Source organism: Sanguibacter biliveldensis (genome assembly GCF_033798665.1).
In the GTDB taxonomy this organism is placed as follows: Bacteria; Actinomycetota; Actinomycetes; order Actinomycetales; family Cellulomonadaceae; genus Sanguibacter; species Sanguibacter inulinus.
Window position 1 is genome coordinate 2,604,250 of sequence record NZ_CP138359.1, and the last position, 23,777, is coordinate 2,628,026.

General features: G+C 71.6%; 22 protein-coding genes. 4 read left to right on the top strand and 18 right to left on the bottom strand.

The annotated features are described in order from the left end of the window. Window positions 1–11: 11 nt before the first annotated feature. The 6 genes from SANBI_RS11380 to dapA all read right to left on the bottom strand — a co-directional run bounded on the left by SANBI_RS11380 (window position 12) and on the right by dapA (window position 7,089). A complete protein-coding gene (locus tag SANBI_RS11380; RefSeq protein WP_056130100.1) occupies window positions 12–341 on the bottom strand; it encodes a helix-turn-helix domain-containing protein in 330 nt (109 codons plus the stop codon). A 261-nt stretch (window positions 342–602) separates the two neighbouring features. After that, entirely contained in the window at window positions 603–1,088 is a 486-nt protein-coding gene (locus tag SANBI_RS11385) for a CinA family protein (RefSeq protein WP_319155085.1), read from the bottom strand. Beyond that, on the bottom strand, window positions 1,085–1,720 hold the full coding sequence (pgsA, locus tag SANBI_RS11390) for a CDP-diacylglycerol--glycerol-3-phosphate 3-phosphatidyltransferase (RefSeq protein WP_082543837.1): 636 nt from the start codon (window positions 1,718–1,720) through the stop codon (window positions 1,085–1,087). Before pgsA ends, SANBI_RS11385 begins: the two co-directional genes overlap by 4 nt. A 168-nt stretch (window positions 1,721–1,888) precedes the next feature. Next, window positions 1,889–4,714 carry an FtsK/SpoIIIE family DNA translocase gene (locus tag SANBI_RS11395; protein WP_319155089.1) on the bottom strand — a complete coding sequence of 942 codons (2,826 nt, stop codon included), beginning with the start codon at window positions 4,712–4,714 and terminating at the stop codon, window positions 1,889–1,891. A gap of 113 nt (window positions 4,715–4,827) precedes the next feature. Continuing rightward, a complete protein-coding gene (locus tag SANBI_RS11400) occupies window positions 4,828–5,940 on the bottom strand; it encodes a hypothetical protein (RefSeq protein WP_319155091.1) in 1,113 nt (370 codons plus the stop codon). A gap of 228 nt (window positions 5,941–6,168) precedes the next feature. Beyond that, a complete protein-coding gene (dapA, locus tag SANBI_RS11405; RefSeq protein ID WP_319155094.1) occupies window positions 6,169–7,089 on the bottom strand; it encodes a 4-hydroxy-tetrahydrodipicolinate synthase in 921 nt (306 codons plus the stop codon). A gap of 140 nt (window positions 7,090–7,229) precedes the next feature. Between dapA and SANBI_RS11410 the strand changes: the two genes are divergently transcribed. Beyond that, the gene (locus SANBI_RS11410) at window positions 7,230–8,015 is read left to right on the top strand and encodes a polysaccharide deacetylase family protein (RefSeq protein ID WP_319155097.1); all 786 of its coding nucleotides are present in this window, start codon (window positions 7,230–7,232) and stop codon (window positions 8,013–8,015) included. A 15-nt stretch (window positions 8,016–8,030) separates the two neighbouring features. Here SANBI_RS11410 and SANBI_RS11415 read toward each other — a convergent pair whose 3' ends face one another. Together SANBI_RS11415 and SANBI_RS11420 are read right to left on the bottom strand one after the other, a co-directional pair. Continuing rightward, complete coding sequence (locus tag SANBI_RS11415) at window positions 8,031–8,570, bottom strand: dihydrofolate reductase (protein WP_319155099.1); 540 nt, start codon at window positions 8,568–8,570, stop codon at window positions 8,031–8,033. Further along, on the bottom strand, window positions 8,567–9,397 hold the full coding sequence (locus tag SANBI_RS11420) for a thymidylate synthase (RefSeq protein WP_319155101.1): 831 nt from the start codon (window positions 9,395–9,397) through the stop codon (window positions 8,567–8,569). The genes SANBI_RS11415 and SANBI_RS11420 overlap by 4 nt, the downstream gene beginning before the upstream one ends. Before the next feature lie 127 nt (window positions 9,398–9,524). Here SANBI_RS11420 and SANBI_RS11425 point away from each other — a divergent pair, with 127 nt between their 5' ends. Together SANBI_RS11425 and SANBI_RS11430 are read left to right on the top strand one after the other, a co-directional pair. Beyond that, window positions 9,525–10,997: an NAD-dependent succinate-semialdehyde dehydrogenase gene (locus SANBI_RS11425; protein ID WP_319155103.1), complete on the top strand. Its 1,473-nt coding sequence runs from the start codon at window positions 9,525–9,527 to the stop codon at window positions 10,995–10,997. 58 nt (window positions 10,998–11,055) lie between these two features. Next, window positions 11,056–11,571 carry a GNAT family N-acetyltransferase gene (locus tag SANBI_RS11430; protein WP_319155106.1) on the top strand — a complete coding sequence of 172 codons (516 nt, stop codon included), beginning with the start codon at window positions 11,056–11,058 and terminating at the stop codon, window positions 11,569–11,571. A 70-nt stretch (window positions 11,572–11,641) separates the two neighbouring features. Here the strand turns inward: SANBI_RS11430 and SANBI_RS11435 are convergent, their stop codons facing one another. Next, window positions 11,642–12,100, bottom strand: coding sequence for a hypothetical protein (locus SANBI_RS11435; protein WP_319155108.1), 459 nt, complete (start codon window positions 12,098–12,100; stop codon window positions 11,642–11,644). Then, window positions 12,097–12,870, bottom strand: coding sequence for a 4-hydroxy-tetrahydrodipicolinate reductase (dapB, locus tag SANBI_RS11440; RefSeq protein ID WP_319155110.1), 774 nt, complete (start codon window positions 12,868–12,870; stop codon window positions 12,097–12,099). Before dapB ends, SANBI_RS11435 begins: the two co-directional genes overlap by 4 nt. A gap of 58 nt (window positions 12,871–12,928) precedes the next feature. Here dapB and SANBI_RS11445 point away from each other — a divergent pair, with 58 nt between their 5' ends. Then, entirely contained in the window at window positions 12,929–14,155 is a 1,227-nt protein-coding gene (locus tag SANBI_RS11445; protein WP_319155112.1) for a hypothetical protein, read from the top strand. 102 nt (window positions 14,156–14,257) lie between these two features. Here the strand turns inward: SANBI_RS11445 and SANBI_RS11450 are convergent, their stop codons facing one another. From SANBI_RS11450 to rbfA, 8 genes are all read right to left on the bottom strand, one after another. Then, window positions 14,258–15,583: a M16 family metallopeptidase gene (locus SANBI_RS11450; protein ID WP_056130067.1), complete on the bottom strand. Its 1,326-nt coding sequence runs from the start codon at window positions 15,581–15,583 to the stop codon at window positions 14,258–14,260. A 1-nt stretch (window position 15,584) separates the two neighbouring features. Further along, window positions 15,585–17,798, bottom strand: a complete 2,214-nt coding sequence (locus tag SANBI_RS11455; protein WP_319155115.1) for a polyribonucleotide nucleotidyltransferase — start codon at window positions 17,796–17,798, stop codon at window positions 15,585–15,587. A gap of 221 nt (window positions 17,799–18,019) precedes the next feature. Next, window positions 18,020–18,289: a 30S ribosomal protein S15 gene (gene rpsO, locus SANBI_RS11460; protein WP_056130060.1), complete on the bottom strand. Its 270-nt coding sequence runs from the start codon at window positions 18,287–18,289 to the stop codon at window positions 18,020–18,022. A 226-nt stretch (window positions 18,290–18,515) separates the two neighbouring features. Then, window positions 18,516–20,096, bottom strand: coding sequence for a DUF6297 family protein (locus SANBI_RS11465; protein WP_319155118.1), 1,581 nt, complete (start codon window positions 20,094–20,096; stop codon window positions 18,516–18,518). A 1-nt stretch (window position 20,097) separates the two neighbouring features. Further along, window positions 20,098–20,787 (bottom strand): ABC transporter ATP-binding protein, encoded by a 690-nt coding sequence (locus tag SANBI_RS11470; protein WP_319155121.1) that lies wholly within the window; start codon window positions 20,785–20,787, stop codon window positions 20,098–20,100. A 36-nt stretch (window positions 20,788–20,823) separates the two neighbouring features. Further along, on the bottom strand, window positions 20,824–21,834 hold the full coding sequence (locus SANBI_RS11475; protein WP_319155124.1) for a bifunctional riboflavin kinase/FAD synthetase: 1,011 nt from the start codon (window positions 21,832–21,834) through the stop codon (window positions 20,824–20,826). Between the two features lie 158 nt (window positions 21,835–21,992). Next, window positions 21,993–23,069 (bottom strand): tRNA pseudouridine(55) synthase TruB, encoded by a 1,077-nt coding sequence (gene truB / locus SANBI_RS11480; RefSeq protein ID WP_319155126.1) that lies wholly within the window; start codon window positions 23,067–23,069, stop codon window positions 21,993–21,995. Window positions 23,070–23,273: 204 nt separating this feature from the next. Further along, window positions 23,274–23,732 carry a 30S ribosome-binding factor RbfA gene (rbfA, locus tag SANBI_RS11485; protein ID WP_179912927.1) on the bottom strand — a complete coding sequence of 153 codons (459 nt, stop codon included), beginning with the start codon at window positions 23,730–23,732 and terminating at the stop codon, window positions 23,274–23,276. Between the last annotated feature and the right edge of the window lie 45 nt (window positions 23,733–23,777).

A 23,777-nucleotide genomic window follows, 5' to 3' on the forward strand; every position in this document is an offset into this window, starting at 1 on the left:
GGGCCGGTCTGTCAGCCGATCGGCTGGAGGTCCTTCACGGGACGCCCGAGCTGGTCCCGACCCATGGCGGCAAGGTCTGCCGGGACGGTGTCGGGGATGAGCAGACCCTCGGCGACCGCGATGCGGTCGCTGACCTCTCGCAGGATCGAGGAGAGGGGGATGTCGAGAGCCTCGCAGATCGAACCGAGAAGCTCCGACGATGCTTCCTTCTGGCCTCGCTCGACCTCGCTGAGGTACCCGAGCGACACCCGTGCTGCCGAGGACACCTCGCGGAGCGTGCGTCCTTGAAGCTGGCGAGCATCTCGCAGTACGTCACCGATCTCGCGGCGTAGTACGACCATCTGACGTCCTCCTCTCGTGTCCGGTGCTGGCTGTGGTCTCATGATGACGCTCCGTCGTCCGTCCGGTCGTGCGGACGTCGACGCTGCGTCTGTTCTACCGTACCCTGATCGACCGACAGGCTGCCCTGCGAGGGGAACACCGACGCCAGATCTCGACGGTCTCGTCACATCGGTCCGGCGGTCACCACGATTTGTCATCACGCCCTGTCCAACGCGACGGGGTGCCCCGTTGTTCCCGCGCTCCGCCAGGTGGGACAGGGTTCACCCCGCAGACAGCACCTCGTCGAGCAGACCGAGCGCAGCCTCCACGCTCGCGGCCCGGACGACGTCGCGCGGTCCCTCGACCTGGAGCCGGCGGACGCGAGGTTCACCCGTCCCGTCGTCGACCGCGACGTACACGGTGCCCGGGTCGACGCCGTCCTGGGGGTCGGGTCCGGCGACACCTGTCGTCGACACGCCGACGTCAGCACCCAGACGCACGCGGACCCCGGCCGCCATCGCGAGAGCCACGTCAGGGTCGACAGCGCCACGGCGCGCGAGCAGGTCCGCGTCGACGTCGAGAAGCCGTGCCTTGAGCTCGGTCGCATAGGCGACCACGCCACCCTGGAAGACCGCCGACGCCCCAGGGACGTCGACCACACGCGCGGCGAGAGCCCCTCCGGTCAGCGACTCAGCCGTGGCGAGCGTCCGCCCGGACGCCGCCAGCAGACCGACCAACCGGGTCGGGCTGCCCACAGGGCTGTTCACGGCTGCTGCGAGCCGTGCCGCACGGTCTCGGTGCCGTCGGCACCCGAGAGCCGCTGCTCTGCCCTGTGCTCGCGGACCACGCGCCATCCCTGGAGCGCGTAGTCGACACCCGTCGCGATCGTGACTACGAAGGCAGCCCCCATCGCCAGGTTGCCGACCCACCCGACGAAAGCGGGGAGGTGGTCGAGCGGGAGCAGCAAGATGGGGATCGCCACGGACTGCAGGACGGTCTTGAGCTTGCCCCCGCGCGAGGCCGGCATGACGACGTAGCGCAGGATGACCATCCGCATGAGGGTGATGCCCAGCTCGCGGACCAGGATCGCGATCGTGACCCACCACCAGAGCTCTCCGAGGACGGAGAGCAGGACGAGCGCCGTCCCGATGAGGACCTTGTCGGCGATCGGGTCGAGGATCTTGCCGAGGTCTGTCACGAGGTCGTTCTTGCGGGCGAGGTACCCGTCGAGCCTGTCGGTGATCGCCGCGACCCCGAAGATCACGACGGCCACGAGGCGCCAGGTGACGTCGTCGCCGCCCTCCTGCATCAACGCCCACCCGAAGACGGGGACGAGGGCGATGCGCACCATCGTGATGATGTTCGCGATGTTCCACGGCGACGCTGTCTGGGTACTCACCCGACCAGCGTAGGCGCTCGTGAGTCAGCCTGCGCCACCCCGCGGCGACAGCCAGGCCGCGACTCCTCCGTCAGGCCGCACGATCGGGCGCATGCCTCGCGACCACAGATCCGCGGCGGAGGACCTCGCCCCGCGGGCCCCGCCCGGCCAGCGCTGAGCACACCGACCTCACCGGACCGGGCCGCTCCAGCCGTCGTCCTCGGTGTCGGCGCTGTCGTGGTAGTCCACGGCAGTCGGCGGCATGTTCGCGCTGAGATCTTCGTAGTGCGAGGCCGCCGGCTCGTCGGCCTGGGCGTCGAAGGGTGCACCTGGCCCCTGGGACGCGCCGCCAGCGGCCCCGCCGTCTCCGCGGAGCATCGCGAGGGTGGCCGGGAGGTCGTCGGGCTGGACCATGACGTCGCGCGCCTTGGACCCCTCCGACGGGCCGACGATCTCGCGGGACTCGAGCAGGTCCATGAGGCGCCCGGCCTTGGCGAAGCCGACCCGCAGCTTGCGCTGCAGCATCGACGTCGACCCGAACTGGGTGGTCACGACGAGCTCGGCGGCCTGCAGCAGCAGGTCGAGGTCGTCGCCGATGTCTTCGTCGACCTGCTTCTTGGTCGCCGTGACGGCGACGTCGGCCCTGTAGACGGGCTTGAGCTGGGCCTTGACGTGCTCGACGACGGCGTGGACCTCGCTCTCCCCTACCCACGCGCCCTGGACACGGATCGGCTTGGACGCGCCCATCGGCAGGAACAGGGCGTCACCCTGCCCGACGAGCTTCTCCGCCCCGGGCTGGTCGAGCACGACGCGCGAGTCGGCGAGCGACGACGTCGCGAAGGCGAGCCGCGACGGGACGTTGGCCTTGATGAGCCCGGTGACCACGTCGACGCTCGGACGCTGCGTGGCGAGCACGAGGTGGATGCCCGCCGCACGGGCGAGCTGGGTGATCCGCTGGATCGACGCCTCGACGTCGCGGGGGGCCACCATCATGAGGTCGGCGAGCTCGTCGACGACGATCAGCAGGTAGGGGTACGGCGCGATCTTGCGCTCGGAGCCGGGCAGCGGCTTGACCTTGCCGGAGCGGACCGCGGCGTTGAAGTCGTCGATGTGCTTGTACCCGAACATCGCCAGGTCGTCGTAGCGGGCGTCCATCTCGCGGACGACCCACTCGAGGGCCTCGGCAGCCTTCTTCGGGTTGGTGATGATCGGGGTGATGAGGTGCGGGATGCCCTCGTAGATCGTCAGCTCGACACGCTTCGGGTCGACGAGCACCATGCGCACCTCGTCGGGGGTCGCGCGCATGAGGATCGAGGTGATCATCGAGTTGACGAAGCTGGACTTTCCGGCGCCGGTCGCACCGGCCACGAGGATGTGCGGCATCTTGGCGAGATTCGCGACGACGTAGCCGCCCTCGACGTCCTTGCCGACACCCATGATCATCGGGTGCTCGGAGCGCCGTGCGACGGCTGAGCGCAGCACGTCTCCGAGCACGACGGTCTCGCGGTCCGTGTTCGGGATCTCGATGCCGATCGCAGACTTGCCGGGGATCGGGGAGAGGATGCGGACGTCGGCCGAGGCGACCGCGTAGGCGATGTTCTTGCTGAGCGCGGTGACGCGCTCGACCTTGAGCCCAGGACCGACCTCGACCTCGTAGCGGGTGACCGTCGGCCCGCGGGTGAAGCCGGTGACCTTCGCGGCGATGTCGAACTGCTCGAAGACCGTCGTGAGGGCCTCGACGACGCGGTCGTTCGCTGCCGAGCGGACCTTGTGCGGCGCGCCCTTGACCAGGGTGTCTTCGTCGGGGAGCACGTACACGGTGTCGCCGTCGAGCATGGGCTGCTCGCCGGGAGGCACGGCGGTCGTCGGAGGTGCGTCGAAGACCCGGGCGGTACGGTCTTCGACGACCGTCGCGATCGCCGCGGTCGGGGCGTCCGAGGGCACCGCCGGGCGCGAGGCGTCGGAGGGGTCGTCCTCCCCGTACACGACGGCGGCGGCGAGCATCTCGGTCTCGGGGTCGGCGTAGACGTCTCCCCCGTCGGCGGCGGCGTTCTCGAGCAGCTCGCGCTCGAGGGCTGCGGCGCGCTCGAAGGCCTCGTCGCCCACGTAGCCTCCGGGGAGCACCGTCGTGGAGTCGTCGGCAGTCTGCTCGCGCGACTTTCGCGAGCCGCGGACCCGTCGCGGCTTCGCAGCCGGTGCGGGCTCGGGGTCGGTGCCGTCGTGGCGCGAGACGCCCTCGGCGAGGTGGAGGTCGTCGTCGTCGTGCTCGACGTCGGCCGCGTCGCTGCCGAGGCCGTGCTGGTCGTTGCCCGTGAGCCTGTCGTACACGCCGCGCAGGCGCGTCGGGATGGCGTGCACGGGTGTCGCGGTGACCACGAGGACGCCGAAGAAGGCGAGCAGCAGCAGGATCGGCACGGCGACCCACGTGCTCAGCCCTGCGGAGAGGGGGTGACCGATCGCGTACCCGACGATCCCGCCGGCCTCGCGCAGCTGCTCGAAGCCCTCTGCGGGGACGGGCCGTCCAGATCCGATGTGCACGACGCCGCAGACTGCGACGGTGATGGCGCACAGCCCGATGGTCATGCGGGAGTTGGCCTGCTCGCGGTCCGGGTGCCGCATGATGCGCACAGCCATGCCGAGCAGCACGACGGGCAGCGCGATGGCCACGACGCCGAGCGTGCCGGCGACCAGGACGTGCAGACCCTCGGCGACCGAGCCTTCGACGCCCCACCACTCACGGGCGGCGACGACGAGGGCGAAGGCCAGCAGGACGAAGGCCAGCCCGTCGCGCCTGTGGGCCGGGTCGAGGTCTCGTGCTCCGCGACCGACCCTGCGTGCCGTCCCTCCGAAGAGGTGGGCGATGCCCATGAAGAAGCCACGCACCGCCCGGACGAACCACGGGGGGCGGGTCTCGACGACCGGCGCCTTCTTGGCAGCGGTCCGGGGGGCGGCTGTCTTGCCGCCCCTCGCGCCACCCGAGGTCGAGCGAGGGGTGGGGGTAGTCCGCGTAGCCATAGGCGCCAATCTATCCGTGCGCAGGCCGCGAACGACGGAGCCAGGCGGTGCGTGTCCACCACCTGGCTCCGTCAGGGCACGGGACCGTCGGCGCGAGCCGAGGTCCCGTCAGGTCACTTGAGGCCGAAGTACGCCTCGGTGTCCTTGTTCACACGGTCCCAGCCGCTCATGCGCCAGACACCGCCGTCGATCTTGTCGGTCGGGACGGTGATGCAGACGTTGCCCGTCACCGACGCGTCGGTGTAGAGCTCCTGGCCGGTGTCGAGCTCGTTCGGGAGCGGTGCGTAGCCGCACTTATCCTTGTAGGTGACGCCGTCGGCCGAGACGAAGACGTACTCCAGCATGTACAGCGGCTCGCTGCCCTCACCCAGGAAGGTGACGGTCACGGGCGCCATGAGGAAGCTGTTCCCGTCGGTCGGCGCGTAGTAGTCCGACACGTCGCCCGACGCAGAGATCTCGGTCCAGGCATCGGTGTTCGTGGCCGCGAAGGAGGTCGTCCACTCGCCGAGCGGGGCGGTCTCGCCGGGAGCGAGCGGAGAGGTGCGCGAGCCACCGTCTCCGGTCACCGGGGCGGACGCCTCGTCGGTCGGCTCGACGGTCGGCTCGTCCGTGGCGTCGTCGGTCGTCGGCTCGTCGGTCGGCTCGTCCGTGGCGTCGTCGGTCGTCGGCTCGTCGGTCGGGTCCTCGGTCTCTGCGGCCGTGGACGACGTGGTCGGCTTGGGCTCCGGGTCGTCGCTCCCGCCGAGCACGCCTGTCGCGAAGAGGACGGCGATGATGGCACCGATCGCGACGATCGCGATGATCACGGGGATGAGCCACTGCTTGCCGCCCGAGCGCGACGGTCCGGAGCCGTCAGGACCACCGGCGCCGGGGCCACCGGGACCGGACGGACCCTGCTGCCACGACGGGGCCGAGCCTTGCGCCGACCACGGCGCCGGAGGCACCGTGGGGACAGAGCCGCTCGGCGGGACAGCGCCCGGCTGAGGGGCTCCGGGAGCCTGGTAGGTCGGCATGACCGACGTCGCGGCGGACTGGGCGTCGGGCTTGGAGAACCGTGACACGTCGTCGGAGGCCCCGGCCGGGCCACCGTCGGCACCGTCCTCGACCCAGAGCTGCCAGCCGGGGGGCGGCGACGGCCACGAGGGGTCCGGGCTCCAGCCGGGCGGGGGCGTCCAGCCTGCAGGGGCAGGGGGCCAACCCGGAGGGGGGTTGAAGCGTGAGGTCATGGGGGGTCCTCCCAGGTGGTGGAGCTCGGCATGCATCGCGGAATCGCTGTCAGGGTATACGCGCGACAGCGCCGCGTCAGGTCAGCGGGGAGAGGTCCCCACCTCCCACGACGACAACGCGTCGAACATCACCCGCAGAGGAGACCCCGGTGGCGGTGCACGCCCACCCCCGTCGGCTCGTCACCTGACCGGCCGCAGGGACAGGGCGACCCCGTTGTCAGACGCCGTCTACAGCGAGGCGGAGCCGTCGAGCAGCCCGACCGCGCGCAGCGCAGCGCGCACGGCCTCAGCCTCGGCCTGCGTCGCCCCGACCTGCGGGAGCCTGAGGTGCCCGTCAGGGATGAGACCGAGGTCGACGAGCGCCGACTTGATCATCACCACGCCGAAGCCGCCGCCCATCACCGCGTCAATGACCGGGACGATGCTGACGAACAGCGACGTGGCCCGTGCGTGGTCTCCAGCCTGGAAGGCCTGCCCGATCTCGACAAGCTCGCGACCCACGACGTGCCCCACGACGCTCACGAGACCCACGGCGCCATGGGCCAGGAAGGGCAGATAGAGGGCGTCGTCGCCGCTGTACCAGGCGAGACCCGTGCGGGCGATGTTCTGCGCGGCGGCGTAGACGTCACCTGTCGCGTCCTTCACGGCCACGATCTTGTCGTGCCCCGCGAGCCGCTCGTAGGTCTCAGACGTGAGGCGCACACCGGAGCGGCCCGGGATGTCGTAGACCATGACGGGCAGGTCGGTCGAGTCGGCGATCGCCGTGGTGTGCTGGACGATGCCCTCCTGCGAGGGGCGGGAGTAGTAGGGCGAGACGACGAGCAGCCCGTGCGCACCGGCGGCCGCGGACTGCTCGGCCATGCGGATCGAGTGGTCGGTGTCGTTCGAGCCGGCCCCCGCGACGATCACGGCGCGGTCTCCGACGGCGTCGACGACGGCGCGGACCAGCTCGGCCTTCTCGGGGGCGTGGGTCGTCGGAGACTCTCCGGTCGTCCCGTTGAGCACCAGGCCGTCGTGCCCACCGTCGACCAGGTGCCTCGCGAGAGTGACGGCGGCGTCGAGGTCGACAGCACCGTCGGGGCTGAAGGGGGTCACCATCGCGGTGAGCATCGTGCCGAAGGGACGGGTGCTGGAGGTCGGGAGCGCCATGGTCATAACCTACCCGTCGCGGCCCCCGTGCCGGGACCCGGAGACCCGCTGCTCGCAGGTACGCCGAGGGTCCTCGCTGGTCCGGTAGGGTCTTGGCGCGCGGCCGAGGGGCCGCATCACGTCCAGCAGGGGGCCACCGTATGAGCACGACCATGTCCAGACGCCGCATGATGGGTGCGTCCGCGCTGACGATGGTGGGGACCGTCGGCGCCGTCCTCACGGCCGAGGCCCTGACGGGGATCGCCCCGCACCGCGGCCTGTCCCCCACCGACCGTGTCGCGCCGCGCCCTCAAGACTCGACGGTCGCGTGCCGCACCGAGGTCTTCTGGCGGGCCCACCCTGCCGAGAGGCTCGTCTCGCTCACCTTCGACGACGGACCCGACCCTCGCTGGACCCCGCAGGTCCTCGACGCGCTCGCCGCGCACGACGCCCGGGCGACGTTCTTCCAGATGGGCGACGCCGTCGTCGAGCACCCCGAGATCACCCGGGACGTCCACGACGCCGGTCACGAGATCGCCAGCCACGGGTCCGGGCACCTCGACCTCAGCACGATGAGCGTCGACGCGATCCGCGAGAACCTCGGCTCGACGCACGACGCGATCGCCGAGACGACCGGGACCGCACCCACGCTCGTGCGGCCGCCCTGGGGACGGATCGACGCACCGGGCCTGCTCGTCGCCTCAGAGCTCGGGTACGACGTGGCGCTGTGGTCGCACCACCTGCCGACCGAGAAGGCGGAGAAGGTGGTCGACACCGACGTCGCGACGGCGAGCCCGGGCATGGTCGTGCTCTGCCACGACGGTCGCGGGACCCCCGCCGACTCGTTGTACGTCGCGGTGCGCAGGCTGCTCGCCGAGCTGACCGACGAGGGCTACACCTTCGTCTCGGTGTCCGAGCTTCGCGCGGCGGAGCAGGTCCCAGCCTGAGGGAGGCCGGGCGCCTCAGTCGAGCGGCGCTGCCCGGCGGTGCTCGACGAACCTGAACCGGAGCCCTGTGCGGGACTGCGTCCAGCCGTCAGGACCGCTCTCGTCTCCGACGACAGGCTCGGCCACCCAGCCGTCACCGATCTCCGGCGCGTACGTGTCCCCGTCGACCTGCGTGTCGATCTCGGTGACCACGAGGAGGTCGGCGACCGCGAGCGCCTGCCTGTAGACCTCGCCGCCGCCCATCACCCAGACCCGACCTGGCGAGAGGTCGGCCCCGACGGCGAGCGCCTCCTCGAGGGACCCGACGACCTCGGCCCCTTCGAGCGCGAGCCCTGGTGTGCGGGTGAGCACGATGTTGGTACGGCCGGGCAGCGGGCGGAACCGGCTCGGCAGCGAGTCCCACGTGGCGCGCCCCATGACGACGGCCGACCCCGCGGTCGTCCGGCGGAAGTGTGCGCCGTCCTCGGGCAGGTGCCAGGGCATCGTCCCCCCGGCGCCGATGACCCCGCCGCGCGCCTGCGCCCAGACGAGGCCCACCTGCTGCACGGGGCTCATACCGCGACCGGGGCCGAGATCGTCGGGTGGTGCTGGTAGCCCTCGACGACCACGTCGTCGAAGGTGTAGTCGAAGAGCGACGACGCCTTGCGCAGGGCGAGTGTCGGGAAGGCGTAGGGGGTGCGGGTCAGCTGCTCGGTGACCTGCTCGACGTGGTTGTCGTAGACGTGGCAGTCCCCGCCGGTCCAGACGAAGTCGCCGACCTCGAGCCCGACCTGCTGGGCGACCATGTGCGTGAGGAGCGCGTAGCTCGCGACGTTGAAGGGCACCCCGAGGAACAGGTCGGCCGAGCGCTGGTACAGCTGGCACGAGAGCCTGCCGTCCGCGACGTAGAACTGGAAGAAGGCATGGCACGGCATGAGCGCCATCTCGTCGAGGTCTGCGACGTTCCAGGCCGAGACGATCATCCGCCGGGAGTCGGGGTTCGTGCGCAGGGTCTCGAGGACCTGGGAGACCTGGTCGACGTGCCGGCCGTCGGGCGTGGGCCACGAGCGCCACTGGACGCCGTAGACCGGGCCGAGCTCGCCGTCCTCGTCAGCCCACTCGTTCCAGATCCGCACGCCGTTGTCCTGGAGCCAGCGGACGTTGGAGTCGCCGCGCAAGAACCACAGGAGCTCGCCGACGATCGATCGCAGGTGGACGCGCTTGGTCGTCACGAGCGGGAAGCCCTCGGAGAGGTCGAAGCGCATCTGGTGCCCGAACACGCTGCGGGTCCCCGTGCCTGTGCGGTCTGCCTTGCGGGTCCCGTGCTCCATGACGCGGCGCAGCAGGTCTTCGTACTGCGTCGGGACGGCGGGCGAAGGGACCTGCAGAGGCGAAGACGTCATGGCGTCCAGTCTAGGCCCGGGCTGGTGGGTGACCTGGGGCACGTCGCTCCCGCGCAGCCCGGGGCAGACGACGTCTCCTCCTGCGTCTCCTCGGGCGACCGTGGCACCCCCGTGCCCATACTGAGGGATGAGCACCTCACCCCTGTCCCCCTCCGTCGCAGCCCACCTCCCCACGTCGATGCTCGTCGACGGCCGCTGGCAGCCCTCGAGCACCGGCGCGACCTTCGAGGTCTGGGACCCGGCGACGGAGGAGTCGCTCTTCGACGTGGCCGACGGCTCGCCCGACGACGGCCTGCGGGCCCTCGACGCCGCGCACGAGCACGCCGAGGTCTGGCGTCGCGCGTCACCGCGGACACGCTCCGACGTGCTCCGCGACGTGTTCGACGCCCTGACCCGCGACGCCGACGACGTCGCCGCGCTCATCACCGCCGAGTGCGGCAAGCCCCTCGCCGAGTCGCGGGCCGAGGTCACCTACGGTGCTGAGTTCGTCAGGTGGTACTCCGAGCAGGCGGTCCGGGTTCCCGGCCTCGTGCGCACCTCCCCCACCGGCGGCGGCACGCAGATGATCCACCGCAGGCCCGTCGGCCCGGCGCTCCTCATCACGCCCTGGAACTTCCCGCTGGCCATGCTCACCCGCAAGATCGCACCTGCGCTCGCCGCAGGCTGCACGGTCGTCGTCAAGCCTGCCCGGCTGACCCCTCTCACCACGCTCTACGTGGCCGAGCTCGTGCGCGCCGCGCTCGTGGCGCACGGGCTGCCGGGCGGGATCCTCAACGTCGTCCCGACCTCGTCCTCGCGGGACGTCACAGGCCCGCTGCTCGCCGACCCTCGCCTGCGCAAGCTCTCCTTCACAGGGTCGACCCCTGTCGGGCGCTCGCTGCTCGAGAGCGCCGCGGGCGGCATCCTCAAGACGTCGATGGAGCTCGGCGGGAACGCCCCGTTCCTCGTCTTCGCCGACGCGGACCTCGACGCCGCGGTCGAGGGCGCGATGATCGCGAAGATGCGCAACTCCGGGCAGACCTGCGTCGCAGCCAACAGGTTCCTCGTGCAGGAGTCCGTGGCTGCAGAGTTCACGGACAGGCTCACCGCGGCCTTCGACGACCTGGTGGTCGGCCCCGGGAGCCGGGACGGCGTCACCGTCGGTCCGCTCATCGAGGCCGCAGCCGTGGAGTCTGTCGACTCGGTCGTCCAGTCGGCGGTCGACGCCGGAGCCCGCGTGCGCACAGGCGGGTCTGCGCCCTCGGGGCGCGGGCACTTCTACCTGCCCACGGTCCTCGACAGTGTCCCCCGGGACCACGCCGTCGTCACGGAGGAGACCTTCGGCCCCGTCGCACCCGTCGTCACCTTCGGCTCGGACGACGACGGGATCGAGCTCGCGAACGGCACCGAGTATGGTCTGGTGGCTTATGCGTACACCCGCGACCTCGGCCGCGCCCTGCACCTGTCCGACTCGCTCGAGGCCGGGATGATCGGCATCAACCGTGGTCTCGTCTCCGACGCGAGCGCCCCTTTCGGAGGGCTCAAGCAGTCGGGGCTCGGCCGGGAGGGCGGGGAGGCCGGCCTCGACGAGTACCTCGAGACCGTCTACGTCGCGATGTGAGCACCTCGGGTCCGGCTCCGGGCGGTCGCTGACGAGACGCAGCCGGTAGGGTCGCGCCATGGCACTGTTCACCGAGTCCGCAGACGTCTCCGTCCGCCCGTCCCTGCCCGAGGACGCCGACCACGTCGTCCGCATCCAGGTCGAGGCCTGGCGCGCCGCGCACGGGGGCGCTCTCGGCGACGAGGCGCTCGCGGACCTGGACGTCGCCCAGATGCGGGAGCGCTGGGAGACGGCGATCACCTCTCCGCCCGGCCGGGACTTCGCTGTCCTCGTGGCCTGCGAGCGGGCTGACGTCGTCGGCTTCGTGGCTGTCGCGCCAGGTCAGGTCGTCGCGCTCGAGGTGCTGCCGACCGCCCAGCGCTCCGGGCACGGATCTCGGCTGCTGTCTGCTGCGGTCGACAGGCTCCGCGCCGACGGGGCCGACGACCTGAGCACCTGGGTGCTCGAGGGCGACACGGCGCGCGAGGCCTTCTTCGCAGGTGCGGGTCTGGCCGAGGACGGCCGGACCCGGGTCCTCGACGTGGCGGGGCGTCCCGTCGCAGAACGACGGTGGTCGGCGTCCCTCGACCGCTAGCCTGACGCGGCGCTCGCCTGTCCGACGCCGCTGCGCCGAGCAGGGGTGCCCGCACGCTCAGGGCAGCGTGTCAGCGGGCGCGCTGCTCCGCGCGGAAGAACCCTGCCGCCGTGCGCAGCGACGACCTGGCGCGCTTGCGGTCCCCCGAGGCGTCGTAGGCGAAGGCCAGCAGGTACCACGCGCGCCAGCTCTCCGGCTCGGCCTCGACCCGCGCCCTGTACGCGCCGAACTGCTCGTCGGCCGCGGACCTGTCGATCCGGCCGCCCGGGGATCGCGGGAGCGTGTCGACAGGCAGCTCGCCGTCCGCGGCGAGACGGTCCGCCATGCGCTGGACGACCACGCCGGTCCACCACTCGCGGGCCACGAGCGCGACCACGAGCACCGGGACCACGGCCACACCGAGGCCGAAGACCACCGCGACGGGCTCACCCGTCTGCACGAGGGCGACGACCCTGCCGAAGACCGCGACGACGTACAGGGCCAAGAGCGCCGTGACGGCGACGGCGCCGAGGAGCGGACGGATCTTCACGAGAGGTCGAGGACGTTCTCCAGGCCGACCGTGAGGCCGGGGCGGCTGACGACCTCGCGGATCGCGAGGAGCACGCCGGGCATGAAGGACTTCCTGTCGAAGGAGTCCTGACGGATGACGAGCTGCTCCCCCTCGTTGCCGAGCAAGATCTCCTCGTGCGCGACGAGACCGCGCAGCCGGACGGCGTGCACGCGGACGCCGTCCACGTCCGCGCCGCGGGCGTCGAGACCCGTCTCGGTCGCGTCCGGGCTCGGTGCGACGCCGGCCTCGCGGCGCGCAGCGGCGATCGCGGTGGCGGTGTGCCGGGCGGTCCCGCTCGGCGCGTCGATCTTGTCCGGGTGGTGGAGCTCGACGACCTCGACCGACTCGAAGAACCTGGCGGCCTTCGCGGCGAAGGTCATGGCGAGCACAGCACTGAGCCCGAAGTTCGGCGCGATGAGCACCCCGACCTCGGACCCGTGGTCGGCCCGCGCCGCCAGATGGTCGCTGATGCGCCCACGGCTCTCGTCGGTCCAGCCTGTCGTCCCGACGACGGCATGCACACCAGCATCGACGAGCGTGCGCACGTTGGCCTCGGTCACCGAGGGCACCGTGAAGTCGACCGCGACGTCGACGCCGTCGAGGCTCGCCGCCAGGTCGTCACCGGCGCGCACCTGCGCCACGAGATCGAGGTCGGGTGCTGCGTCGACGGCGGCGCAGACCGCACGTCCCATGCGGCCGTCGGCGCCGAGCACCGCGACCCTGATCGTCTGAGAGGGCTGTCCAGTCACGGGCGTCAGCCTATAGGCCCTGGCTCAAGCCCGACGTCCTAGGTGTCGATGCCCCGGTGTGAGATCTCTCAGAAGTCTTCTGTGGTCCGCGTGCGCTGCGGCAGCCACTGTCTCCGCAGCAGCAGCCACGCAGTCGCTCGCCTCGTGGTCCGTGTACTTCGCGGCGCCTGTCGTGGACACGCTCGTCCGCACCGGGTCAGAGGCTCTGCTCACCCCGTACACCGGATGGACGACCAGCACGTCGCTCGTCGTGACCGTGCTGTCGTGGGCCGTCTCGACCCGCGACGGTGCTCGGTGGTGGTGGCCGAGCGCCACGGGCTCCGGGCTCCTCGCCGTCTGGACCGTGGCGGCCTGGCTGGACGGGGTCAACAGCACCCGCGCCCTGCGCGACGGGCTGCCGTCGCAGACCTGGTTCGCCTGGCCCGGGGACGGCACCCCGCTCCACCAGGGAGATCTCACCGCCGTGCCCACGTGGTCGCTCGACCTGCTCTCCGCGACCGGACCGGCCGTCGTCGCGCTCGCGATCTGGGCCGGTCCTCTGCTGCTCCGCAGCTTCGGGTCGCCTGCGTGGGCAGGTCGTCCCCGGGTGGGACTGCGGGAACCCTCTCGCGATCATCGCCTCGGTGCGGACGCGATCGGAGTCCACCCTCGAGCCGTTCTCTCTGGCTCAGCCGTCGTCCGGACCGCTCAGGTGACGAGCACACCCTCTCCGCGCGCGGTCCTCGCCCGCGAGGTCGACCGGGCGGCGCACGTGGCGGCTGCTGTCGTCGTGCTCCTCTGCGGTGGAGTGGTGCTGCTCCAGGCGGCAGGCGGGATCTACTTCGTCTCCTCTCCCCTCGGAGCGCCAGGGTGGCCTGTGCTCCTCGACCCCGGGTTCCTCGTGGTCGTCGGCACCCTGGTCGCCGCCTGGGTCCTCGGCTCACCCCCGGCGCTCTCGGGCGGCGTCTCGTCGGCCTGGAAGGGCGCTGTCGTGGTCCTCCTGCTCGCCGTCGCCGTCGCCTCTCTCCTGGTGCACCTCGACACCGACCTGCTCGTCCTGGTCGCCGGAGCGTGCGGGGTGCTCGTGGCCTCGACACGGACCATCGTCTCGACGCGCGCACTCCAGCTCCTGGTCGGAGGCGACATCGGGTCAGCGGACCTCTGCGGAGACCAAGACCAGCACCTCGCCCTCGGAGACGCCGCCGCTCCCCACCCGCCTATCAGCGAGACCGGCGTCGCGCACGTCGCCGCGCCAGACTGTGCGGCCCCCACGACGAAGCCGCCGTCGGAGAGCGTCGCTCCCTGAGGAGCGAGGCTGCCTGACGGCGGCTCTGTCGTGCTGCTGGTGCTGCTGCTGTGTCGTGACGTGTCGTGACGTCGTCTCGGGCCAGAGGACGGGCCCCGAGCGTCAGTCTCCGAAGGGCCCCACGCGCACGGTGGACCGCGGGCGTGCCGCGAGGTCCTTGGCGAGAGCCTGGACGTCTTCTGCGGTCACGGTGCGGATCCGCTCGAGCGACTCGGCGACGCTCAGCAGCTCCCCGGTGACGAGGTCTGCCTTGCCGAGCCTGCTCATGCGTGAGCCGGTGTCCTCGAGCCCGAGGACCAGACCGCCCGAGAGCTGCCCGATGCTCCGCGCGAGCTCGGAGGCGGTGATCCCGGAGTCGGCGAGCTTCTCGAGCTCGAGGACCATGAGCTCGCTCACCTCGTCGATCTTCGCGGGGGCGCATCCTGCGTAGAGACCGAAGGTCCCGATGCCTCCGTGACCCGACGCGAAGGAGTAGGTCGAGTACGCGAGGCCACGCTTCTCACGGATCTCCTGGAAGAGCCGCGACGACATGCCCCCACCCAGGACTGCCGAGAGCACCGACATGATGAACCGGCGGTCGTCGGTCGCGGAGATCCCTGTCGAGCCGATGATCACGTTGCCCTGCTCGACCGCCCGACGGACGGTGAGCTCGGTGCCGACCTCGCCGACTCCCGTGAGGTCGGCGCTGTCGCGCCGCGCACGCGGTGTCGCACCTGCAGCCAGGTCCCAGCCACCGTCGGTCAGCGCCTGCGACACCTGGTCGCAGAGCGCGTCGTGGTCGACGCCGCCAGCAGCCGAGACCACGAGGGTCTCGGGCCTGTAGTGCCACTGGTAGTGCTCCCACACGGCAGCACGCGGGACGGCGCGGATGGTGTCGGGGGTCCCGCCGATCGGCCGACCGAGCGGGTGCCCGGCGAGCACAGCGGCGGCGAACTCCTCGTGGACGACGTCCGACGGGTCGTCGTCGTTCATGGCGAGCTCTTCGAGGATCACGCCGCGCTCGGTCTCGAGCTCGTCCTCGTCGAGGCGGGCCGAGGTGACCATGTCGGTGATGACGTCGACAGCCATCGGCAGGTCGGAGTCGAGCACCCGGGCGTAGTAGACCGTGTGCTCTTTGCCGGTGCCGGCGTTGGCCTCGCCGCCGACCGCGTCGAAGGCCTCGGCGATGTCCATCGCCGTGCGGCGCTGGGTCCCCTTGAACAGCAGGTGCTCGAGGAAGTGTGTCGAGCCGAAGTGGCCGCTCGTCTCGTCTCGCGAGCCGACGCCCACCCAGGCACCGATGGTGGCTGACCGCAGGCCCGGCATGTGCTCGGTGAGCACCCGGACCCCGCCGGGCAGGACAGAGCGACGGATCGTCGCCCCGTCCTGCCCGGCGGTCAGCTCGTTCGCCGGCGAGCCGGCGGGGTCGAGCGGAAGGTTCCAGGGCACGTCAGGCGTCTGCCTGACCAGCCTCGGCCTCGGCCTCGTCGACCACGGCGTGGAGCGAGAGCTTCCCGCGGGGGTCGACCTCACCGATCTCGACCTGGACCTTCTGGCCGATGCTCAGCACGTCCTCGACGTTCTCGACGCGCTTGCCACCGACGAGCTTGCGGATCTGGCTGATGTGGAGCAGCCCGTCCTTGCCCGGCGAGAGCGAGATGAACGCACCGAAGGGAGCGATCTTGACGACAGTCCCGACGAAGCGCTCGCCGATCTCGGGCACGTGCGGGTTGGCGATCGCGTTGATCGCCGCGCGGGCGGCCTCTGCGGAGGGGCCGTCGGTGGCACCAATGTAGACGGTGCCGTCGTCCTCGATGGAGATGTCCGCGCCCGTCTCCTCCTGGATCTGGTTGATCATCTTGCCCTTCGGGCCGATGACCTCGCCGATCTTGTCCACGGGGACCTTGACCGCGATGACGCGAGGAGCGTGCGGGCTCATCTCGTCGGGCACGTCGATGGCCTCGGCGAGCACGTCGAGGATCGCGAAGCGCGCGTCACGGGCCTGGGTCAGCGCACCGCCGAGGACCGAGGCGGGGATGCCGTCGAGCTTCGTGTCGAGCTGGATGGCCGTGACGAACTCACGGGTACCGGCGACCTTGAAGTCCATGTCGCCGAAGGCGTCCTCGGCTCCGAGGATGTCGGTGAGCGCCGCGTAGCGGGGCTGGCCGTCCACGGTGTCGGAGATGAGACCCATCGCGATGCCCGCGACGGCTGCGCGCAGCGGCACACCGGCATTGAGCAGCGAGAGGGTCGAGGCGCAGACGGAACCCATCGAGGTGGACCCGTTGGAGCTGAGCGCCTCGGAGACCTGACGGATCGCGTAGGGGAACTCTTCGCGGGTCGGCAGGACCGGGACGAGGGCGCGCTCGGCGAGTGCACCGTGCCCGATCTCACGACGCTTGGGGCTTCCCACTCGTCCGGTCTCACCGGTCGAGTACGGCGGGAAGTTGTAGTTGTGCATGTAGCGCTTGCGCGTCTCCGGACCGAGCGAGTCGATCTGCTGCTCCATGCGGAGCATGTTGAGGGTGGTGATGCCCATGATCTGGGTCTCGCCACGCTCGAAGATCGCGGAGCCGTGCACGCGGGGGACGACCTCGACCTCGGCCGAGAGCGTGCGGATGTCGGCGAGCCCGCGACCGTCGATGCGGACGCCGTCGGTGAGGACGCGCTGGCGGATGAGCTTCTTGGTCACGGAGCGGACGGCTGCGGACAGCTCCTTCTCGCGTCCCTCGAACTGACCGGCGAGAGCGGTGAGCGCCTCGGCCTTGATCTCGTCGAGGCGGGCCTCGCGGTCCTGCTTGTCCGCGATGGTAAGCGCCTGGCCGAGCGGCGTGGCGACCTGCGCCTCGATCGCGGCGTAGGCGTCGTCCTGGTAGTCGAGGAAGAGCGGGAACTCACGGACCGGCTTCGCAGCGCGGGCGGCGAGCGCGGCCTGGGCCTCGCAGAGCTGGCGGATGAAGACCTTCGAGGCCTCGAGGCCCTCGGCCACGACCTCTTCGGTCGGGGCGGCGACGCCCTCGTCCTTGATGAGGTTCCAGGAGTTGTCGGTGGCCTCGGCCTCGACCATCATGATCGCGACGTCGTCCCCGGCGACCCGACCGGCGACGACCATGTCGAAGACGGCCTTCTCCTTGTCGGAGTACTTCGGGAAGGCGACCCACTGGCCGTCGACCAGAGCGATGCGGACAGCACCGACCGGACCGGAGAACGGCAGGCCGGAGAGCTGGGTGGACAGCGACGCGACGTTGATCGCGAGGGTGTCGTAGGCGTCGTCGGGGTGTGCGGCGAGGACGGTCACGACGACCTGGACCTCGTTGCGCAGGCCCTTGACGAAGGTCGGGCGGAGCGGGCGGTCGATGAGACGGCACGTGAGGATGGCCTCGGTGCTGGGGCGTCCCTCGCGGCGGAAGAACGAGCCGGGGATGCGGCCCGCGGCGTACATGCGCTCTTCGACGTCGACCGTCAGCGGGAAGAAGTCGAACTGGTCCTTGGGGTGCTTGCCGACCGTGGTGGCCGACAGCAGCATCGTCTCGCCGTCGAGGTACGCGACTGCCGAACCGGCAGCCTGGCGGGCCAGGCGGCCCGTCTCGAAACGGACGGTGCGGGTGCCGAAGCGCCCGTTGTCGATGACTGCTTCTTCGAACTCGATCTCGGGACCCTCCACGGGTGCCCTCCTGTTCTGCGAGTGTCCGCGGCGCACACCGCACGGCGGTCTTCGATCGAGGCCTACGGACGTCTCGCGCGCGTGCGCGGGTCCGGGGGCCACTACCGAGGACCGGACGATGCGGTCGGAAGCGGACGGTGGGTGATGAGTGTGCAGCGATTCCTCAGTGATACCGAACTAGCCCGGCCCCAGAGAATGGGACCGGGCTAGAGATCACGCTATCAGCGACGGAGGCCGAGGCGCTCGATGAGGCTGCGGTAGCGGTTGATGTCGACCTTCTGGAGGTATCCGAGGAGGCGACGACGCTTTCCGACGAGGAGGAGCAGACCACGACGGCTGTGGTGGTCGTGCTTGTGCTCCTTGAGGTGGTCGGTGAGGTCGAGGATGCGCTGCGTGAGCATCGCGACCTGGACCTCGGGGGAACCGGTGTCGCCCTCGGTGGTGGCGTACTCGGTCATGATGCGCTGCTTCGTGGCGTTGTCGAGGGGCACGGCTCTCCTAGTGTGTTCTCGTTGCGCGGTGCTCCGGGGCATGTCCACCCGAGCTCTCTGGTTCCGCGGCCGATCTAACGGCTGTGCAAGTCTAGCAGGGCTCGGAGGGAGGGCCTGACAGCCCTCCCCCGCCTCCCCCGGGCGCCCCGCCCGACCTCCTGCGCGTGGACGCAGCCCTGTCGAGGTGACCCACCGCGAGCACCACGTGCCGGGGGCCCTTGGCACGTCACCCGTGGTCCGGTGCCGGCACCCACGACGCGACGACCACGGCACCGACGGCCACGACAGCCTGTGCGACGACGACTCCCCACGACGCAGCCCCCACGACGATCGCAACCGCGAGCGGCACGACCACGACCAGGGCGAGATCAGGGCCGCGCAGTGCCGACGACACGGCCCCGGTCGGCAGCGCGCCGGCCGGGGTCGCGAGCAGCGGGGCGGACCAGTCGGGTGGCCTGCGGTACGCACCCCGGACTGCAGCAGCCCCGAAGCCCGCACCCGCGTGCAGGAGGAGCAGCACCCACGGGCCGAGCGGTGCGCCGGCCGCGACGACAGCGGGCGCGAGGGCGGCGAGCAGCACCACGCCCGAGACCACAGCGGGGAAGACCGTGCGCAGCACCCGGGTGGTCCGTGACCCGAGGGGCAGCATCGCGTCGAGCGCCGGTGACACGTCCGCCTCGCTGGCCCCGCGCGCCCCGGTCTGCGCGGCGCGGAGCCCGACGACGGCCGTCACCACGACGAGCCCGGCCCCGTCCCGCAGGGCGGGGACCTGCTGCGCGACGACCGCCGAGCAGGCCAGAGCAGGCACCGCGAGCAGCAGGCCCGGGGTGCGGGCCAGCGCGAGGGCCTCGGCGACGAGCAGGGCTGTGCGAGGCCCCCGGACGACGCGCAGCCGCCGCGACGGCCGACGCGCGCGTACGGCTCGGCCCCGACCGAGAGCACGCGCCAGCTCGCGGGTGTCGAGGGAGAGCGTCGCGGCTCCCGCGTGCTGCGCGGTCCCGGCGCGCTCGGCGAGCACCGACGCGCTCAGCCGCCCGAGCGACCGTCGCCATACGAGCACGACGACCAGCGCTGCGACGGCGAGCACGACGGCGACGAGCCACAGACCCGAGGTCGGTGCCGGACCGGCGACGCCTCCGTCGCCCGGCCCCGACCACCGGCCGCTTCCGACGACGACGATCCACAGGACACCGAGCACGGGGACGAGGGCGACCAGCCCGTCAGCCGCACGCCGGGCGGCGCGGGCGAGCCCGTGAGCCTGCAGGACCCCGACTGCGGCGACGAGGAGCGCGCCGGCCGCCGCGCCGACCAGCGCGACGCCCCCGAGCGCAGCTGCTGTCACCGGGACGCCTGTGACACCGGCGACTGTCGTCGCCGCGACCGACGTGCCGACGGTCCAGGTCGCGAGAGTGCTCCACCAGCTGCCGACGAGCAGGCCAGACCTGTCAACACCCGTCGGCACCCACCACCGCACACCGGCGTCTGAGACGCCGACGGGTCCGAGCCGCGCCGCCAGGCTGACCGAGAGCGCACCGACGACGGTCCAGAGCATCGCCCGGACGGCGTCGAGGGAGAGCACCACGTCAGGATCCTGCGCATCCGACGAGAGCGTCACGACGCCGCGCACGGCGTCGGCGATCCCGACGACCAGCCCGACGGTGACCGCGACGCACACGACCGCGTAGGCGACAGAGCTGAGGACCTCGACGCCGCCGCGGCCCGAGTGCGCCGCGGCGGCGCGGGCTGTGAGCCTGCGGATCTCCCGCCCGGTGAGCTGCTCCTCGGAGTCTGCGGTGAGCGTGCGCATCTCAGAGCCCGGCGGCGAGGAGGTCGGCCGCCTCACCGGGGGCGACCAGCCGGCTCACGTCGTCTCCGACGAGCAGCGCCGGGCTCCCTGTCTCCCTGAGCAGCGTCTCGTCGTGCGTGGCGTAGAGGACGGCCCCGCCGCGGGCGGTCTCCTCGCGCAGCAGGCCGGCGAGGTCACGCCGCATCCGGACGTCCAGGCGCTGCTCGGGCTCGTCGAGGACGAGCAGCTCTCGTGGTCTGACGAACCCGGCTGCGAGCAGCAGGCGCCTGCGCTGCCCGGACGACAGCGCCTCGGGCACGGTGTCGGACTGGTGGGAGATGCCGAAGACCTCGAGCACCTCGTCGACCACGCGACCTGCCTCGGGGACCCCGAACCCGCGCGCCGTGAGCACCAGGTGCTCGCGCGTGGTCAGACCAGGGAAGTAGGCGTCCGCGTCGAGGACCCCCGCCACACCTGCCCGGAAGCGTCGGTCGCGCTCGTCGACAGCGCGACCGAGCACCTCGACCCGCCCTGACACGGGCGCGAGCAGACCTAGGACCGTCCGCAGGACAGTGGACTTGCCGGACCCGTTGGACCCGATGACGGCGAGGCTCTGCCCGGGCCGCAGCGAGAGGTCGACGGGCGCGCACACCTGGACGTCCCCGTAGCCGACGACCAGGGAGGTCGCCGTGACGACCGCTGGGTGCGTCACGCTCCCCCGCGGCTGGGTGCCCTCAGCCGCCACCCGCTATCGACCTGTCGTGCCAGGCTGGTCAACGGCGTCGGCACCGCCAGCGGTCTGACCGCGTCGGGGCTCTGCGCCCAAGATGTCGCGCGCCTGCACGACGTCGGCGGCCATCTGCTCGACGAGCGCGTCGAGGGAGTCGAACTTCAGGGTCGGCCGGAGCCTCTCGACGAGCTCGACGAGGATCTCCTCGCCGTAGAGGTCGAGGTCTGTCCGGTCGAGCACGTAGGCCTCGACACGGCGCTGGAGCCCGTCGAAGGTCGGGTTGGTGCCGATCGACACGGCTGCGGGCAGCGGGGTCTGGTCGCCCGAGGACGGGCGGACGACCCAGCCGGCGTACACACCGTCGGCGGGGACGATGCCCTGCGCGTCCTGGCTGAGGTTGGCCGTCGGGTACCCGAGGTCCCGTCCGCGCGCGTCGCCGTGCACGACCTCGCCGCGGAGCCTGTGCGGGCGCCCGAGCATCTGACCGGCTGCCCGGACGTCTCCGGCGAGCAAGAGCTCGCGCACGGCGCTCGAGGACCAGCGCGGTGCCGGGCCGTCGCCGACGTCGTCGATCACGTCGACGACGAAGCCGAGCCTCTCGCCGATCTCGACCATCGTGGCCAACGAACCAGAGTTGCCGAGCCCGAAGCGGACGTCGCGGCCCACGGCCACGCAGACGGCTCCGAGCGCGTTGACGATGTAGCGCGACACAAACTCTTCGGGCGTCAGCCCGGCGAGCGACAGCGAGTACGGCAGGACGAGGACGGCGTCGATGCCGGTCTCCTCGAGGAGCAGCAGCCTGTCCTGGAGACCGGTGATGAGCGGTGGCGCCTCGTCAGGCCTGTGCACCTGGGCGGGGTGCGGGTCGAAGGTGATGGCCACGGAGATCGCGTCGAGCTCGGCGGCACGCTGGACCAGACGACCGAGGACCTGCACGTGCCCCGCGTGGACGCCGTCGAAGTTGCCGATCGTCACGACGGACGGTCCGACCCCTGCGGGGATCTGGTCCAGGTCGGTCCACAGCTGCACTGAAGGCTCCTCGAGCGATGTCCGGGTCAGGTCGCCTGACCCGGTGACGGGCTGGTCGACGTGCGAGGCACGCCTGGACAAGGGTGCCACGCCCGACGGGGCGGGGCGCAATCCGGTGACGGTCCGATGACCAGGTCGCGGTGCGCAGGGGGCGTGTCCTAGGAGGTCGCGCCCTTCGAGGCCTCACCCTGGGAGGCAGCGAAGACGATCACGGGCTTGGCCTTCTCGTGGCCGCTGCGGGTCACGTCCTCGACGAGGGCAACGAGCTCACCGGTGGGTGCGACCGCCGCGGTCGTCCCGGCCGTCCCCGAGGCCTCGAGCCACTGGCCGTAGGACAGCGCGACGACCTCCTCGGCCGTGAGGTCCCGGACCGGGAAGGTGGCGCGCGCTGCGTCGGCGAGCGGGATCGTCGCGAGGACCCCGTCCGCGTCCGTCTGGGACTCGAGCTCGTCGAAGGAGCGAGCTGCGTCGATGGTGTAGCCACCGACTCGTGTGCGGCGCAGCGCCGTGAGGTGCCCACCGCAGCCGAGGTCTGCACCGAGGTCGCGCGCCAGCGCACGGATGTACGTGCCCGAGGAGCACACGACTGTCACGTCCACGTCCACGACCGTCACGCCGGTCTCCCCGACCGGTGCGTCCGAGGCGTCCGAGACCTCCGAGGCGTCCTGCCCCTGCGCGAGGTCCACCTCGACCTCGCGCAGCGCGTGGACGTCGAAGCGGCTGATCGTCACGGTCCGAGCGTCGAGCACGACCTCCTCGCCCGACCGCACGAGCGCGTAGGCCCGCTTGCCGTCGACCTTGATCGCGCTCACCGAGCTGGGGACCTGCTGGATCTCCCCCGTGAGCCGCGCGACCCCCGCCGCGACAGACTCTGCCGTGACGCCTGCCGCGCCGGGCGTCGAGGTCGTCTCCCCCTCGGCGTCGTCCGTCGAGGTCGTCTGGCCGAGCCTGATGGTCGCCGTGTACTCCTTGTCCGCACCGACCACGTAGGTGAGCAGCCGGGTCGCACGGCCGATGCCGAGGACCAGGACGCCTGTCGCCATCGGGTCGAGGGTCCCGGCGTGACCGACCTTGCGGGTGCCGGCGAGACCGCGGGTTCGTGCCACGACGTCGTGGCTGGTCCATCCGGCGGGCTTGTCGACCAGCACGAGGCCGTCAGGAGCCGTCGGGCGGCGAGGCCGGGCAGGGCGGTCGGCGCGGGTGCGTCGCGCACCGGGTGTGGATTCTTCAGACATCGCGTCGTTCCTCTCGCGCGCCACGGGCGGTCTCGCTCCGGGGTCGTGCCACCCGCGCAGGCCCGGGGGCCGGCAGGTGGCGGGGCGTCTCACCGCACGACGGTGGCAGCCGGGCGGATCTCGTCCGCCCGGCTGCCAGCCACGCCCGGTCTTCGCTGACCTCGGTCAGCGGCGGTCTCTGGGCGTCCCGCCCAGGGAGACACGTCAGGCCGTCGGGGCGGGCGTGCTCTCGTCGTCGTCTTCGTCGTCCCCGTGCTTGTACGGGTCTTCGTCGCCCGCGTACGTCGCGTTGGCGCGCAGGGCGGCGAGCTCGGCGTCGCGGCGACGGGCCTCGAGGAGGGCCTCGCCGAACTTCTCGGCGATCTCGGGGACCGAGTCGAGGTGGAACTCGAGCGTGGGGGTCAGCCGGATCCCGGTCTGCTTGCCGACCTCGGAGCGGATCATGCCCTTGGCGCTCTCGAGCGCTGCGGCCGTGCCGGTCCGCGCCTCTTCGTCGCCCATGACGGTGTAGAACACCGCGGCGTTCTGGAGGTCACCGGTCACGCGGACGTCCGTCACCGTCACGAAGCCCAGGCGCGGGTCCTTGATCCGGGTGTCGAGCATCTGGGCGACGATGACCTGGATGCGGTCGGCGAGCTTGCGTGCCCTGGGGTGGTCGACCATGACAGTTCCTTTCGTCCTGCAGCCGCGCGGGGCGCTGCATCGTGC